12 protein-coding genes are annotated in these 15429 nt (G+C 61.5%); 10 read left to right on the top strand and 2 right to left on the bottom strand.

Annotated elements, in window-relative coordinates:
• The first annotated feature begins 8 nt into the window (after positions 1–8).
• The 5 genes from urtA to urtE all read left to right on the top strand — a co-directional run bounded on the left by urtA (position 9) and on the right by urtE (position 6059).
• A complete protein-coding gene (gene urtA / locus NNA36_RS15785; protein ID WP_255108765.1) occupies positions 9–1289 on the top strand; it encodes an urea ABC transporter substrate-binding protein in 1281 nt (426 codons plus the stop codon).
• Between the two features lie 63 nt (positions 1290–1352).
• The gene (gene urtB / locus NNA36_RS15780; RefSeq protein WP_255108763.1) at positions 1353–3308 is read left to right on the top strand and encodes an urea ABC transporter permease subunit UrtB; all 1956 of its coding nucleotides are present in this window, start codon (positions 1353–1355) and stop codon (positions 3306–3308) included.
• Positions 3309–3393: 85 nt separating this feature from the next.
• Entirely contained in the window at positions 3394–4623 is a 1230-nt protein-coding gene (gene urtC, locus NNA36_RS15775) for an urea ABC transporter permease subunit UrtC (protein WP_255108761.1), read from the top strand.
• Positions 4620–5360, top strand: coding sequence for an urea ABC transporter ATP-binding protein UrtD (urtD, locus tag NNA36_RS15770; RefSeq protein ID WP_255108759.1), 741 nt, complete (start codon positions 4620–4622; stop codon positions 5358–5360). Before urtC ends, urtD begins: the two co-directional genes overlap by 4 nt.
• A gap of 3 nt (positions 5361–5363) precedes the next feature.
• The gene (gene urtE, locus NNA36_RS15765; protein ID WP_255108757.1) at positions 5364–6059 is read left to right on the top strand and encodes an urea ABC transporter ATP-binding subunit UrtE; all 696 of its coding nucleotides are present in this window, start codon (positions 5364–5366) and stop codon (positions 6057–6059) included.
• Positions 6060–6136: 77 nt separating this feature from the next.
• On the opposite strand, the gene adh is transcribed toward urtE, so the two are convergent.
• Together adh and NNA36_RS15755 are read right to left on the bottom strand one after the other, a co-directional pair.
• Positions 6137–7660, bottom strand: a complete 1524-nt coding sequence (adh, locus tag NNA36_RS15760; protein WP_255108755.1) for an aldehyde dehydrogenase — start codon at positions 7658–7660, stop codon at positions 6137–6139.
• Positions 7661–7793: 133 nt separating this feature from the next.
• Positions 7794–8753, bottom strand: a complete 960-nt coding sequence (locus NNA36_RS15755; protein ID WP_255108753.1) for a helix-turn-helix domain-containing protein — start codon at positions 8751–8753, stop codon at positions 7794–7796.
• Positions 8754–8998: 245 nt separating this feature from the next.
• On the opposite strand from NNA36_RS15755, the gene NNA36_RS15750 reads away from it, so the two are divergent.
• The 5 genes from NNA36_RS15750 to NNA36_RS15730 are packed head-to-tail and all read left to right on the top strand — an operon-like array spanning position 8999 to position 15428.
• Positions 8999–11092 carry an FAD-dependent oxidoreductase gene (locus NNA36_RS15750; protein WP_255108751.1) on the top strand — a complete coding sequence of 698 codons (2094 nt, stop codon included), beginning with the start codon at positions 8999–9001 and terminating at the stop codon, positions 11090–11092.
• A 12-nt stretch (positions 11093–11104) separates the two neighbouring features.
• On the top strand, positions 11105–12283 hold the full coding sequence (locus NNA36_RS15745; RefSeq protein ID WP_255108749.1) for an acetyl-CoA C-acyltransferase: 1179 nt from the start codon (positions 11105–11107) through the stop codon (positions 12281–12283).
• 11 nt (positions 12284–12294) lie between these two features.
• Positions 12295–13491: an acyl-CoA dehydrogenase family protein gene (locus tag NNA36_RS15740; protein WP_255108747.1), complete on the top strand. Its 1197-nt coding sequence runs from the start codon at positions 12295–12297 to the stop codon at positions 13489–13491.
• A 15-nt stretch (positions 13492–13506) separates the two neighbouring features.
• On the top strand, positions 13507–14616 hold the full coding sequence (locus NNA36_RS15735; protein WP_255108745.1) for an acyl-CoA dehydrogenase family protein: 1110 nt from the start codon (positions 13507–13509) through the stop codon (positions 14614–14616).
• A 26-nt stretch (positions 14617–14642) separates the two neighbouring features.
• Positions 14643–15428: an oxepin-CoA hydrolase, alternative type gene (locus NNA36_RS15730; protein ID WP_255108744.1), complete on the top strand. Its 786-nt coding sequence runs from the start codon at positions 14643–14645 to the stop codon at positions 15426–15428.
• Position 15429: the final 1 nt, after the last annotated feature.

The following is a 15429-nucleotide window of genomic DNA, read 5'->3' as shown; positions in this document are numbered from 1 at the left end:
AGGATCGTATGAACTTTCTTAAATCCACACTTGCCGGATCGGTTGTTTTTGCCACGCTGGCGGGCGCTGCCATGGCCGCTGAAGACACTATCAAGGTTGGCGTACTGCACTCGCTGTCGGGCACCATGGCCATTTCGGAAACCACTTTGAAAGACACCATGCTGATGCTGATCGACCAGCAGAACGCAAAGGGTGGCCTTCTGGGCAAACAGCTGGAGGCCGTGGTGGTCGACCCGGCATCGGATTGGCCGCTGTTTGCCGAAAAGGCCCGCGAGCTGCTGACCGTGCACGAGGTGGACGTGATCTTTGGCAACTGGACCAGCGTTTCGCGCAAATCGGTGCTGCCGGTGATCGAAGAGCTGAACGGCCTCTTGTTCTATCCGGTGCAGTATGAAGGCGAGGAATCGTCGAAGAACGTGTTCTATACCGGTGCCGCGCCGAACCAGCAGGCGATCCCTGCGACCGACTATTTCCTTGAGGAACTGGGCGTCGAGAAATTCGCGCTGCTGGGTACCGACTATGTTTATCCGCGTACCACCAACAACATCCTGGAAAGCTATCTGAAGGGCAAAGGCATCGCGGATAGCGATATCTTCGTGAACTACACGCCCTTTGGGCATTCGGACTGGTCCAAGATCGTGGCAGACGTTGTCGCGCTGGGCGCGGACGGTAAGAAGGTTGGCGTGATCTCGACCATCAACGGCGACGCCAACATCGGTTTCTACAAGGAACTGGCGGCGGCTGGCGTATCGGCGGATGACATTCCGGTTGTGGCCTTCTCGGTCGGTGAAGAAGAGCTGGCTGGCCTCGACACCTCGAACCTTGTTGGTCACCTGGCGGCGTGGAACTACTTCCAGTCGGCAGACAGCGATGTGAACGCATCCTTCGTGGAAACCTGGAAAGCCACCATGGGCGAAGAGCGTGTCACCAACGACCCGATGGAAGCGCACTACATCGGTTTCAACATGTGGGTGAACGCGGCGACCGAAGCCGGTTCGACCGAAGTTGATGCGGTTCGTGCCAAGATGTACGGGCAGGAATACCCGAACCTGACCGGCGGTACTGCCGTGATGCTACCGAACCACCACCTGGCCAAGCCGGTGCTGATTGGTGAAATCCAGGAAGACGGTCAGTTCGACATCATCAGCCAGACCACCGAAGTGCCGGGCGATGCCTGGACCGACTACCTGCCGGAATCGGCCGTTCTGGTTTCGGATTGGAAAGATCTGGGTTGCGGTATGTACAACACCGAAACCAAGAGCTGTGTTCAGACCCTGTCGAACTACTGATCCTGACATTGGGAAGGGGCCGAGCACTGGCCCCTTCCACCCAAACACGCGGACATTCCCGACATGTTACGACTTTTCCTTGCGGGTCTCGCAATTCTGCTGTCATGCGTGATGGCAACGGCCGAAGACGGCGCGATCCAGCCCTTGTTGCAGGAGCACCGCGAGGTGATCGCCAAGAGCTCGCGCAAGACGATTGCCCCGGCCATTGATGCCATCGCGGGCAGTGGCCTGCCGCAGGCACAGAGGGTGCTGGAGACCTGGGCGGCGAAAGCCATGTGGATGCGCAAATCCGACGGGCATTTCTTTGCCGGTGAGAAGCTGGACAGCAAGACCTATCAGTTGACGGATTTTGACAGTGGCGAGGTGGTCGGGACCTTTGCCAAAAAAGAATTGAAGCAACTGAAACCGAACAGCGGTATCCGGGCGATGATCGGCACCGCGCTGGTGCAGTTCCAGTTGCTGGACGCCGATATTGCCAAGCGGCAGGCGGCGCTGACCTCGATCCAACGGGATCCTGAGGCGGCCTTGCTGGCCCCGTTGCGGGCGTCAATCGAAGCCGAGCCGGACGCGGGGTTGAAGGCGCAAAAGCAGCGGCTGGAGCGGTTGCTGACCATTGGCTATGACGCAGACACGGCGGCGCGTGTGGCGGCGATCAAAGAGATGTCGGGCGATCTGGGTGTGGACGTGCGCGCCACGCTGAACCCGCTGGTGGCGACGACGCGGGATGTTGCGCCGGGGACGGTGCCGGACGGGGTGAACGTTGCGGCGACGCTGGTGCCCGGAAAGGACGGATTTCCGCAGGTCGAGGCCTATGACCTGTTGGTTGCGAAAGGGTTTGCGCCGGCGCGCGTGACGCTGGATGACATGCGTCTTGGGCTGGCGGCGCATATCGAAGGCGCGACGGTGGGCGGTGTTCCGGTGGCGCAGTTGAATACGGACGAGAACCGCGCCCGCGCCTATGCCGCGCTGGCCGAGGCGGGCAAGGTGGCGCCGCTTGTGACATCGGCAGACGTTCAGGCGGCCCTTGCAGCGCATGTGTTTTATGACACCTATGCCGAACCCTCTGCCCAGGTGGCGGAGGCTGCCGAAGCGGCGTTGGAGGATATCGCGCTCAAGGTGGGGATGAACCAGACGCTTGATCTGACGCTGGATGCGTTGTCGCTCGCGTCGATCTATTTCCTTGCCGCCATTGGCCTTGCCATCACGTTCGGTGTGATGGGCGTGATCAACATGGCGCATGGCGAGTTCATCATGATGGGCGCCTACACGGGTTATGTGGTGCAGCAGATCATTCCCGATCATACGGCGTCGATCATCGTGGCGATCCCGCTGGCCTTTGCGGTGACCTTTGCGGCGGGTGTGGCGATGGAGCGGCTGGTGATCCGCTGGCTTTATGCGCGTCCGCTTGAGACGCTTTTGGCGACCTTCGGGATTTCGATTGCCTTGCAGCAGCTGGCCAAGAACATCTTTGGCACGCAGGCGCGGCCGTTGACGGCCCCGGGCTGGCTGGATGGGGCGCTGGTGATGAACGACGTGGTGTCGATCAGCTATATCCGCATTGCCATCTTCATTCTGGCACTGATCTTCCTCGGTGTGTTCCTGTTCATCATGAAGCGGACACGGCTGGGGCTGGAGACCCGCGCCGTGACGCAGAACCCGCGCATGGCGGCCTCGATGGGGATCAACCCGGGGCGCGTGAACATGCTGACCTTTGGTCTTGGGTCGGGCATTGCCGGGATCGCCGGGGTGGCGATCGGGTTGTTCGCCAAGGTGACCTCGGAGCTGGGCAGCGATTACATCGTGCAGAGTTTCATGACCGTGGTTGTGGGCGGGGTTGGCAATATCTGGGGCACGCTTGCTGGGGCTGCGATGATTGGCTTCCTGCAGAAGGGGATCGAGTGGCTGAACCCGTCGAATACGCTGGCGGCGCAGACCTACATGATCGTCTTTATCATCATCTTTATCCAATTCCGGCCGAGGGGCATCATCGCCCTCAAGGGCCGCGCGGCGGGGGACTGATCCATGTCGGGACTTGATATTCAGGGCGGTGCGGGGGCTGTCCGGCCTGTCGGTCGGGTGGTGCAGATTGCCGGGGGGGTGTCTCATGCAGCGTAGTTTCATTGCCAAGAACCCGTCGGTTCTGATCTTTCTTGCCTGTCTTGCGCTGTTCACGCTGATGGTGACGGTGCTGTCAGAGGGCTTTGGGGTCGGGATGATCTCGACCAGTTTCGTCAAGACGCTGGGCAAGACCCTGTGTCTGTGCCTGATCGCCGTGGCGATGGACCTGATCTGGGGTTTTGCCGGTATCCTGTCGCTTGGCCACTTCGCGTTTTTTGGTCTGGGCGGGTACATGATCGGCATGTGGCTGATGTATGAACGGACGCGGTTGATCGTTGTGGACTCGCTGTCTCAGGCCGAGATACCGCCCACTGGTGCCGAAGTCGTGGACGCCATCGGCAACCAGATTTTCGGTGTCGTGGGATCAAGCGAGTTTCCGGTGATCTGGGCCTTTGCCGATAGCCTGTTCCTGCAGCTGGTGCTGGTGGTGCTGGTGCCGGGGGTCTTGGCGCTGGTCTTTGGCTGGCTGGCGTTTCGCAGCCGGGTGACGGGCGTCTACCTGTCGATCCTGACGCAGGCGATGACACTGGCGCTGGCGCTTTATCTTTTTCAGAACGACAGCGGGCTGCGCGGCAACAACGGGCTTTCGGGCCTGCAGAACCTGCCCGGCGTCGAGGCCTCGCAGGATGTGGTGTCGCTCTGGTTCCTCTGGGCCTCTGCACTGGCGCTGGGTCTTGGCTATCTGCTGGCGGCCTGGGTGGTGTCGGGCAAGTTCGGTTCGGTCATTCGCGGCATTCGTGACAACGAGGCGCGGGTGCGGTTCATCGGGTATTCGGTGGAGACCTACAAGCTGATGATCTTCACCCTGACCGCCTGTATCGCGGCCATCGCAGGCGCACTGTATTATCCGCAGGCGGGCATCATCAATCCAGCCGAGATCGCGCCGATCGCTTCGATCTATCTTGCGGTCTGGGTGGCCATCGGTGGGCGCGGGCGGCTGTACGGCGCAGTCATCGGGGCGGCCTTTGTCAGCCTCTTGTCGACGTGGTTCACGGGCGGGCAGGCACCGGACATTCCGTTGGGTTTCTATACGATCAAGTGGGTGGACTGGTGGCTGGTGCTGCTTGGCATGTCCTTTGTCGCGGTGACGCTTTTTGCGCCGAAAGGCATGGGTGGATTGGTGGACCTCTGGACGCAGCGGCGCGCGCCCAACCGTCATGGTGCGGACCTCGGGCCGGATGACGGGGCATTGCGCGAACAGGAGGCCAGAAAATGAGCACTCTACTGGAAGTTTCCGGCGTCTCGGTCAGCTTTGATGGGTTTCGCGCAATCAACAACCTGTCGTTCCAGATTGGCGAGGCCGAGTTACGGGCGGTGATCGGGCCGAACGGAGCGGGCAAGACGACCTTTATGGATATCGTGACCGGCAAGACCAAGCCGGATGAGGGGCGGGTGATCTGGGGCGAGAAATCGGTTTCCCTGTTGAAGATGAACGAAGCCCAGATCGCGCAGGCCGGGATCGGGCGGAAGTTTCAGAAGCCCACGGTTTTCGAAGACCAGACAGTGCAGGAAAACCTGTTGATGGCGCTGAAAAAGCCGCGTGGCTGGCTGGCCGTTCTGACCTATCGGCCTGCGGGCGAAGATCTGGACAGGGTGGCCGAGCTGGCCCGCGAGATCGGGCTGCACGATGCCCTTGGGCGCACGTCGGGGGAGTTGAGCCACGGCCAGAAGCAATGGCTCGAGATCGGGATGTTGCTGGCGCAGGAGCCGCGGTTGCTATTGGTGGATGAACCGGCCGCCGGCATGACGCCGCAGGAGCGCGAGCACACAACCGACCTGCTTTTGAAGGCGGCCGAAACGCGGGCGGTTGTGGTGGTTGAACATGACATGGAGTTCGTGCGGCGGCTGAACTGCAAGGTGACGGTGCTGCACGAAGGGGCGGTTCTGGCCGAGGGGAGCCTGGATCACGTGACGTCGAACCAGGAAGTCATCGATGTTTATCTGGGGCGCTGAGAGATGCTGAAGCTGCAAGACCTGACCCTGCACTATGGGCATTCGCAAATCCTGAACGGGATTTCGATGGAGGCGGCACGGGGCGAGGTGACCTGTGTGATGGGTACCAATGGCGTGGGCAAGACAAGCCTGATCAAGGCGATTTCGGGCACGCATCCGCGTTCGGGGGGCACAGTCGCGCTGGAAGGGGAGCCGCTTGGCGTTCTGCCCGCGCATGTCCTGGCGCAGATGGGGGTGGCGCTTGTTCCGCAGGGGCGCGAGATCTTTCCGCTTTTGACCGTGCGCGAAAATCTCGAGACGGGGTTTGTCTGTCTTCCCGCATCCGAGCATTTCATCCCCGACGAGATTTTCGAGCTGTTTCCCGTGCTGAAAGAGATGCAGAACCGCCGGGGGGGCGACCTGTCGGGCGGGCAACAGCAGCAGCTGGCCATTGCGCGCGCCCTGATCACCAAGCCGCGTCTGTTGTTGCTGGACGAGCCGACCGAAGGCATTCAGCCCAACATCATCCAGCAGATTGGCGAGGTTATCAAACTCCTGCGGGATCGTGGCGACATGGCGATTGTGCTGGTCGAACAGTATTTCGAGTTTGCTTACGAGCTTGCAGACCGTTTCGTCGTGCTGCGTCGGGGCGAGGTGATGATGTCGGGGCCGAAGGCGGAGTTTTCGAAAGAGGACGTGCTGAAGGGCGTGTCCGTCTGACGCGGTGGCATTTGCCCTTTGCTTAATGGGATCATGCGAAGGGAGTGCAGGGGCCACGTGGCCCCTGCGTTTGGTTTTTAGAAGAAGCCCAGTTTGTTGGGGTTGTAGCTCATCAGGATGTTCTTGGTCTGCTGGTAGTGATCCAGCATCATCTTGTGCGTTTCGCGCCCGATGCCTGACTGTTTGTAACCGCCAAAGGCTGCGTGGGCCGGATAGGCGTGGTAGTTGTTGACCCAGACGCGACCGGCTTCGATAGCGCGGCCAAAGCGGTAGCAGGTGTTGGCATCGCGCGACCAGACGCCGGCGCCAAGGCCGTACATGGTGTCGTTGGCGATCTGGAGGGCCTCTTCTTCGTCTTTGAAAGTGGTGACCGAGACCACAGGACCAAAGATTTCCTCCTGGAAGACGCGCATCTTGTTGTGGCCCTTGAGGATCGTGGGCTGGATATAGTTGCCGCCTGCCAGCTCGCCGTTGAAGAGGGCCGCGCCGCCGCCGGTCAGAACCTCGGCCCCTTCCTCGACGCCGATGGTCAGGTAGGAGAGGATTTTCTCCTGCTGTTCGGTGCTGGCCTGCGCGCCGACCATGGTTTCTGGGTTGCGCGGGTCGCCCTGTTTGATGGCTTTGACGCGTTCGATGCAGCGGGCGATGAACTCTTCGTAGATGTCTTCCTGGATCAGGGCGCGGGACGGGCAGGTGCAGACTTCGCCCTGATTGAAGGCAAAGAGGACAAAGCCTTCGACGGCCTTGTCGAGGAAGGCGTCATCCTTGGCCATGACGTCGGAGAAGAAGATGTTGGGGCTTTTGCCGCCAAGTTCGAGGGTGACGGGGATCAGGTTGTCCGTCGCGGCCTGCATGATCTTCTTGCCGGTCGCGGTGGAGCCGGTGAAGGCGATCTTGGCGATCCGGGGCGAGCGGGCCAGCGGTGCGCCGACTTCTGCGCCATAGCCGTTGACGATGTTCAGGACACCGGCAGGCAGGAAATCTGCCATGATCTCGGCCAGGATCATGATCGCGGCCGGGGTTTGTTCGGCGGGTTTGAGGACGATGCAGTTGCCGGCGGCCAGCGCGGGCGCCAGTTTCCACGCCGCCATCAGGATCGAGAAGTTCCACGGGATGATCTGGCCGACGACGCCAAGGGGTTCGTGGAAATGGTAGGCCACGGTGTCGGCGTCGATTTCCGACATATTGCCTTCCTGGCTGCGCAACACGCCCGCGAAGTAGCGGAAGTGGTCGGCGGACAGCGGGATGTCGGCGGCCATGGTTTCGCGGATCGGCTTGCCGTTGTCCCAGGTTTCGGCCTGAGCAAGGCGATCAAGGTTTGCGTCGATGGCATCCGCGATCTTGAGCAGGATGTTCGAGCGTTCCGCTGCCGAGGTCTTGCCCCAGCTTTCCTTGGCGGCGTGGGCCGCGTCCAGTGCCAGCTCGATGTCAGCTTCATCCGAACGGGCGCATTCGGTGATGGCTTCGCCGGTGATCGGGGTCACGTTGGTAAAGTAGCGGCCGTTCACGGGCGGGGTGAATTTTCCGCCGATGAAGTTGTCATAGCGGGCCTTGAAGGGCGAGACATAGGTGCCTGCCTCGGTGTGAGTCATATCGTTCATTTGGGTTTTCTCCTCCTTGTAAGACCGGACCTCCTCCGGAATTGCCAATGAACATGACCAAGGGGCAGGCCGGAGTCTGCGGGGGGAAAGGGGCGTAGGAGGGGGAAGTGTCTCAGGGCTGAGACAGGTGCGCCTAGTTTTGCTCGAGGCCCAGCCGTTTCATGCGGCGGTAGAGGGTTGCGCGACCGATGCCGAGCTGTCGGGCCGCTGCCGAGACGTTGCCGCCAGCGCGCGTGAGGGCGCGAATGACGGCGGCGCGTTCGGCCTTTTCAAATCCGGTTGCCCCGTCTTGCCGTCCCAACACGTCATTTGCCGGGCGTGGGGCGAGCGGGCCAGCGGCGGCGAGGCCGAAGGCGCGGCGGGCCTCGCGGGTGGCCCCGATGATCAGGTCGTGATCGTCGATGGCAAGGAGGGTCGTGGCCTCGGCGTCTTCGCTTTCGGCCACCACGATGCGGGCCTTGTCATAGGCCGCGCGAAAGTTGGCTTCCTCGATGGCGCGGGCGGTTTGCGCCACCTGTGCGCCGATCAGACGGTTGAAGGCCTCGGTCTGGTCGGCGCGGGCAGAGGAAACGTCCAGAGCGGCGAGGATCTGGCCCTCGGCCCCGTAGATCGGGGCGTCGATGCAGCTCATGGCGGTGTTGCGGGCGTAAAAGTGTTCGTCGCGGTGGATGATGACGCGGCGTTGTTCGGCAAGGCAGGTGCCGATGCCGTTGGTGCCTTCGTGCTCTTCGCTCCAGTCGGCACCGACACAAAGGCCCCAGGCTTCGAAGATGGCGGTGTCGGCCTCGGATATTCGCTGGTCCAGAACGACGCCGTCGTCATCCGTCAGCAGCACCGCACATCCCGACTGGCCGACGAGGGAAAACAGCGTGTCGAGGCGGGGGGAGGCCACCGTCATGAATTTCTCGAAGGCTTCGAGGCGTTCGCGCAGATGCGTGCCTTCCAGCCGCATCGGGCTGCGGTGTTCGCCGGGATCAAGGCCGTGTTTTTCCGCCGAGCGCCGCCAGCTTGCCGCCAGCCGGGAGCGTGCCGCCGCAGAGGGGGAGTTCGCGACTTCGAGGACTTTTTCGATATGGGCGACGGATCGGGTCATGGGCCTTGGGGTTTGGAAATTAGGGCAACGGTAGGTGAAGAATGCGTGTATGGCAAATTTAGGGGGGATGACCTGTCTCAGTTCTGAGACAAGTTTTAGGGAATATTGAAGTCTCTGCGGGGAGTGAGAAGAGAAGCGACGTTACGTCTGAAAATGAAATTGAATTTTACATATTGAAATTTGATAGGCCGGCAGGTACCTCTGGATTCGATCAGTAGTTGCCCTGAAGAACTGGAGAACGCGCAATGCCAAGTCTTATCAACGTGAACCTAGAGGGTGATATTGCCGTGATCGGAATCGACAACCCGCCGGTCAATGCCTTGTCGCATGCCGTCCGTGAAGGGTTGCAAGAGGCCGTGCGCGGGGTGCTGAAAGACGGTTTGGCAAAGGCGATTGTCATCTATTGCGAGGGACGCAGCTTTTTTGCCGGGGCCGATATTCGCGAATTCGGCAAGCCGCCAATGCCACCGCATTTGCCCGACTTGATCGACGAAATCGAGGCGACGACGATCCCGGTGGTTGCGGCCATTCATGGCACGGCGCTTGGCGGCGGCCTCGAGGTGGCGATGGGGGCGCACTACCGCGTTGGGGCCAAGAGTGCCAAGTTCGGTCTTCCCGAAGTTGCCCTTGGTCTGTTGCCCGGAGCGGGTGGGACGCAGCGTTTGCCGCGCCTGATCCCTGTCGAGGACGCGGCTGCGATGATCACGAGCGGCAAACCGATTGGCGCAAGAAAGGCCCTGGCATTGGGGTTGATTGACGAGATCGCCGAGGGCAGCGACATGCGTGCCGCAGGCGTGAACTTTGCCCGTAAGTTGATCGAAGATGGGCAGGGCGTGCGAATGACGCGTGCCTTGGCCTGCAACTCGATGAGTGATGAGGCCGCTGCGACCCTGCGGGCGAAAGTTGCCAAGTCCGCGCGGGGTGCGATTGCGCCTCTGAGCTGTCTGGATGCGATTGATGCGGCGATGACCCTGCCGTTTGATCTTGGGCTGAAGCGCGAGCGCGAGCTGTTTTACGACCTTATGAACTCGGATCAGCGCGGCGCGATGATCCATGCGTTCTTCTCGGATCGCCAAGTTGGCAAGGTTCCTGAACTGGCGACCGGCACGGCGCGGGAGATTGCACAGGTTGGTGTTGTTGGGGGCGGGACCATGGGGGCAGGTATTGCCGTCAGCGCCCTTCTGAGCGGGTTGGATGTGACACTTGCCGAGCGCGACGACGAGGCGGTTGCCGGTGCACAGTCGCGGGTTTCCGGAATGCTGGGCGAGGCTGTCAAACGCGGCAAGCTGGCAGAGGCGGCGCGGGATGCGATCCTCGCGGGCAAGTTCCGGGTAACCACGAACTATGGTGATTTTGCCGATGTGGACCTCGTGATCGAAGCGGTGTTCGAGAGCATGGAGGTGAAGAAGGATGTGTTCACCAAGCTGGACAGCATCTGCAAGCCCGGCGCGATCCTTGCGTCGAACACTTCGTATCTTGATCTGAACGAGATCGCGGCGATGACAAACCGCCCGCAGGACGTGATCGGCCTGCACTTCTTCTCACCGGCCCACGTGATGCGCCTTTTGGAGGTCGTTGTCGGAAACGAGACCTCGGCGGATGTGGTTGCCAGCGGGTTCGCATTGGCCAAGCGGTTGAAAAAGGTCGCCGTGCGGGCAGGGGTCTGTGACGGCTTTATCGGCAACCGGATTCTCTCGCACTATGGCAAAGCGGTCTACAACATGGTTCTCGCCGGCGCGAGCCCCTATGCGGTGGACAAGGCACTGACGGACTTTGGATTGGCGATGGGGCCGTTTGCCGTGGGTGATTTGGCGGGGCTGGATATCGGCTGGGCCAATCGCAAGCGTGTGGCCCCGATGCGGGACCCGAACGAGACCTATCCGGAATTTGCCGATCGCATTTGTGAGCTTGGGCGGTTTGGGCGCAAGACGGGTCGCGGGTTTTATATCTATGACGAGACGTCCAGAGGCGGGCGGCCCGATCCCGAGGTCGAAGAGATCATTGCCAAGGAACGGGCGGAGAAGGGGATCGAGGCCCGCGAGATCGACAGTGGCGAGATGATTGACCGCTACATGGCCGCGATGGTGAACGAATCCGCCCGTGTGGTGGGAGAAGGCATCGCGCTGCGCCCGCTGGACGTCGATGTGACGCTTTTGAACGGCTATGGTTTCCCGCGCTGGCGCGGTGGCCCGATGCACTATGCCGACACCGTCGGTCTTGAGAAGATTTTGGCTGATATTGGTCGCTTTGCCGAGGAAGACGCGACCTTCTGGAAGCCGGCCCCCTTGCTTGAGAAACTGGCCTCGGAAGGCCGGACCTTTGCCAGCTTGAACGCATAAGGAGAGATGAAGATGAAACAGGCGGTTATCGTCTCGACGGCACGGACCGGACTTGCCAAGTCCTATCGCGGTGCTTTTAACGAAACGCATGGTGCCACGATGGGCGGCCATGCCATTGAACATGCGGTCAAACGGGCGGGCATTGACCCGGGCCTGATCGAGGACGCCTTTGTCGGGTGCGGGTATCCGGAAGGTTGGACCGGATCGAACATTGCGCGCCAGTGCGTGATCCGCGCCGGTCTGCCGGTCAGCGTATCGGCGGCGACGGTGAACCGGTTCTGTTCCTCCGGGCTTCAGACGGTGGCAATGGCAGCACATTCGATCGTGATGGAAGGGGCGCCTGCTGCAATCGGCGCAGGGGTGGAAAGCATCAGCCAGATGCCCCCGTCGCGCCCGCCTCAGGCACGGGAAAGCTGGATCGCCGAGAACAAGCCGGAACTGTATCATTCGATGATCCAGACCGCGGATATCGTGGCAGAGCGCTATGGCATCAGCCGCGAGGCACAGGACGAACTGTCGCTGGAAAGCCAGAAGCGGACTGCGGCGGCGCAGGCGGCGGGGCGTCTGGATGACGAGATCGTGCCGATCACCGTGACGCAGGCCTTCAAGGATCGTGAAACCGGCGAGGTGACCCGCAAGGAGGTGACCTTTGGCATGGATGACTGCAACCGCCCGAATACAACGTTGGAAGGCCTTGCTGGTCTGGCGCCGGTGCAGGGTGAGGGGCATTTCGTAACGGCGGGCAATGCCTCGCAGCTGAGTGATGGTGCGGCGGCGTTGGTGCTGATGGACAGCGATCTGGCCGAAAAGCAGGGCGTCGAACCGATGGGGGCGTTCAAGGGCTTTGTGGTGGCCGGATGTGAACCGGACGAGATGGGCATCGGGCCGGTCTTTGCAGTGCCGCGTCTTCTGGAGCGTCATGGTCTCAAGGTGTCGGACATCGACCTTTGGGAGTTGAACGAAGCCTTTGCGTCGCAGGCCCTGTATTGCCGTGACCGGCTTGGGATTGATCCCGAACTCTGCAACGTCAACGGCGGGTCTATTTCGATTGGCCACCCGTTCGGGATGACAGGCGCGCGGATGACCGGACATCTGATGATCGAAGGCAAGCGGCGTGGTGCCAAGCTGGGTGTTGTCACCATGTGCATCGGCGGTGGCATGGGCGCTGCCGGTCTGTTCGAAATCTTCTGAGAGGGCAAAAGATGGACCTGAGTTATACCGAAGAGGAACAGGCGTTTCGCGCCGAGGTGCGGGACTGGCTGAAAGATACGCTGCCCCGCGACCTGAGCGAGAAGGTGCGTCTTGGCAAACGCCTGGGTAAAGCCGACGTGGAACTGTGGCACAGTCTGCTGAACGAACGCGGCTGGCTCGCGCCGAACTGGCCACGTGCCTATGGCGGGTGCGAATGGAATGCCGTGCAGCGCCATATCTATGAAGAAGAAGCCTGTCTTGCACATGCGCCCCGCAATCTGCCGTTTGGCCTGAGTATGCTGGCGCCTGTTTTGATGGCTTTTGGCAGCGAAGAGCAGCGCCAGACGTTTCTACCCCGTATCCTCAACGGTGAGGACTGGTGGTGTCAGGGCTATTCCGAACCGGGGGCGGGTTCCGACCTTGCGGCGGTGAAAACCCGTGCGGTGCGCGAGGGCGACGAATATGTCGTCAACGGCCAGAAGACCTGGACCACCCTTGGGCAGCACGCGAACTGGATTTTCTGCCTTGTGCGCACCGATCCGGACGCCAAGAAGCAGGAGGGGATTTCCTTTCTGCTGATCGACATGAATACGCCGGGCGTGACCGTGCGCCCGATCGTTCTTATCGACGGCGAGGCCGAGGTGAACGAGGTGTTCTTTGACAACGTGCGGGTGCCGGTGGAAAACCTTGTTGGCGAAGAGAACAAGGGCTGGACCTATGCCAAGTACCTGTTGACCCACGAGCGGACCAATATTGCCGGGGTCGGGTTTTCGACGGCGGCGCTGGATACCCTCAAGCAGGTGGCAGAGCAGGTGAAATCAGGCGGCAGGCCGCTTGCCCAGGACCCGCTGTTTGCGGCGCGTATGGCGCAGGTCGAGATTGACCTGATGGCTATGGCGACAACCAACCTTCGTGTGGTGTCGGCGGCGGCCAAGGGGCAGGCGCCGGGCGCTGAAAGCTCGATGCTGAAGGTCAAGGGGACGGTGATCCGACAGGAGCTGACATCGCTGTTGCGCCGTGCCGTGGGGCCGGACGCGATGCCGTTCCAAAGCGATTTTCTGAACGGTGGCGACAATGTCGAGGCCATGGGGCCGGAACATGCGGCTGCGGCGGCGCCCAACTATTTCAATATGCGAAAGCTGTCGATCTTCGGCGGTTCGAACGAGGTGCAGCGCACCATCATCACCAAGGCCATTCTTGGGCTTTAAGAGGGGAAACGGACCATGGATTTCAATCTGACCGAAGAACGCAGCATGCTGCGCGATACCCTTTCGCGGTTCCTAGCGGACAAGTACGACCACGAGGCGCGGCGCAAGCTGATCACCTCGGGCAAGGCCTATGATACCGAGATTTTCGCCGGTCTGGCCGAACTTGGGGTGCTTGGGGCGCTGTTCTCGGAAGACCAAGGCGGCTTTGGTGGCGCAGGGTTTGATTTGAGCGTGGTGTTCGAAGAACTTGGCCGCGCGGGTGTGATCGAGCCGGTTCTGCCGGCTGTGCTGACGGGGGGGCTTTTGGCGGATGCCGGACACGACGATCTGGTTGGCGAGATCATCGCCGGTGCGCAGATCGTGGCGCTTGCGCAGGGCGAGGCGGCGGCGCGGTATGATCTGAACCACGTCGAGACGTCGGTGGCCGATGGTGTGCTGAGCGGGGTGAAGACCCATGTCCTGAACGGTGCGCAGGCGCAGAGTTTCGTGGTTTCGGCGCGTGAAAGCGGGGCGGTGGATGACGAAGACGGCATTTCGCTGTTCCTCGTGCCCGTTGGTGCCTCCGGTGTGACGGTTGTCGACCACATCAACACCGATGGAACCTCGGCGGCGACGGTGCGGTTCGAGGGCGTCGCGGTGGACGACACCATGCGGATCGGAGTTGCAGGTTCGGGGTTTGCGGCGTTGGAAGCGGCGGTTGCACGGGCGTTGTGTGCCATTTGTGCCGACGCCGTTGGCGCCATGGAAGCGGCCAAGGCCCTGACCATCGACTATCTGAAAGAGCGCAAGCAGTTCGGTATTCCGATCGGCAAGTTTCAGGCCCTGCAACACCGTATGGCGGACATGCTGATCGAGGTGGAGCAGGCGCGGTCGGCGGTAATCAACCTTGCTGGCAATCTCGAGCAACCCCGCGACATTCGCGAACGCCATGTGAGTGCTGCCAAGAACCTGATTGGTCGGGTGGGCGCATTGGTGGCTGAAGAGTGTATCCAGATGCACGGCGGGATCGGCATGACCGACGAATACGCGTTGTCACATTTTGCCCGCCGTCTGACGATGATCGACCACCTGTTCGGGGACGTGGATCACCATCTGGCACGGTTCATCGCGCTGAAGGCGGCCTGAGGATTGGCCGGAATGGAGAGTGAGACATGAGCACCCTGTTTCGACATGAAGCCATGGGCAATGTGCTGGTTATCTGGAACTGCAATCCGGGCCAGCGCAATGCCCTGTCGCCCGAGTACTACGAGGGATTGCTCTCGGGGCTCGAGGATGCGGCGGCGGACCCGGCGATCGCTGCGGTTGTCTTGGCGGGTGAGGGTGGCTTCTTCTGTTCTGGGGGCAACCTGAACATGCTGAGAGAGCGCAGGGACATGTCTCTGGAGGATCGCAAGATCCAGATCGAGAAGCTAAGCGCCATCATGCGTGCCATTCGAGCCTGCCCCAAGCCGGTGATCGCGGCGGTTGAAGGCGGTGCGGCAGGCGCAGGTCTGTCGCTGGCCATGGCGTGCGACATGATCGTGGCGGCAGAGGGTGCCAAGTTCACTCTGGCCTATGTGAAGGCCGGTCTGGTGCCGGATGGCGGGGCCACCTATGCGCTGATGCAGGCCATGCCGCGGGCCACCGTGGCGCGGATGGCGATGCTGGGTGAGCCGCTGGCGGCAGAGCGCATGTACGCGCTTGGGGCCGTGACCGAACTGGTGGCAGAGGGCGAAGCCGTTGCGGCGGCCTGTGATCTGGGCAGTCGGCTTGCGCGAGGGCCAGAGGTGGCGATCAGCGAGATCAAGACCCTCCTCAACCAAGCCGAAAGCGCCACGTTTGAAGACCAGTTGACCAACGAGCGGGATGCGATGGCCGAGGCCCTTGGCGGCGACGAGGCCCAGATTGGCATCAACGCTTTCCTGAACAAGAAATCCCCCGTGTTCCGACAAGGATGAC

It is taken from the genome of Shimia sp. CNT1-13L.2, assembly GCF_024331145.1.
In the GTDB taxonomy this organism is placed as follows: domain Bacteria; phylum Pseudomonadota; class Alphaproteobacteria; order Rhodobacterales; family Rhodobacteraceae; genus Shimia.
Note: the sequence above shows the minus strand (reverse complement) of the source record. Positions and strands in the feature narration are given on the sequence as shown.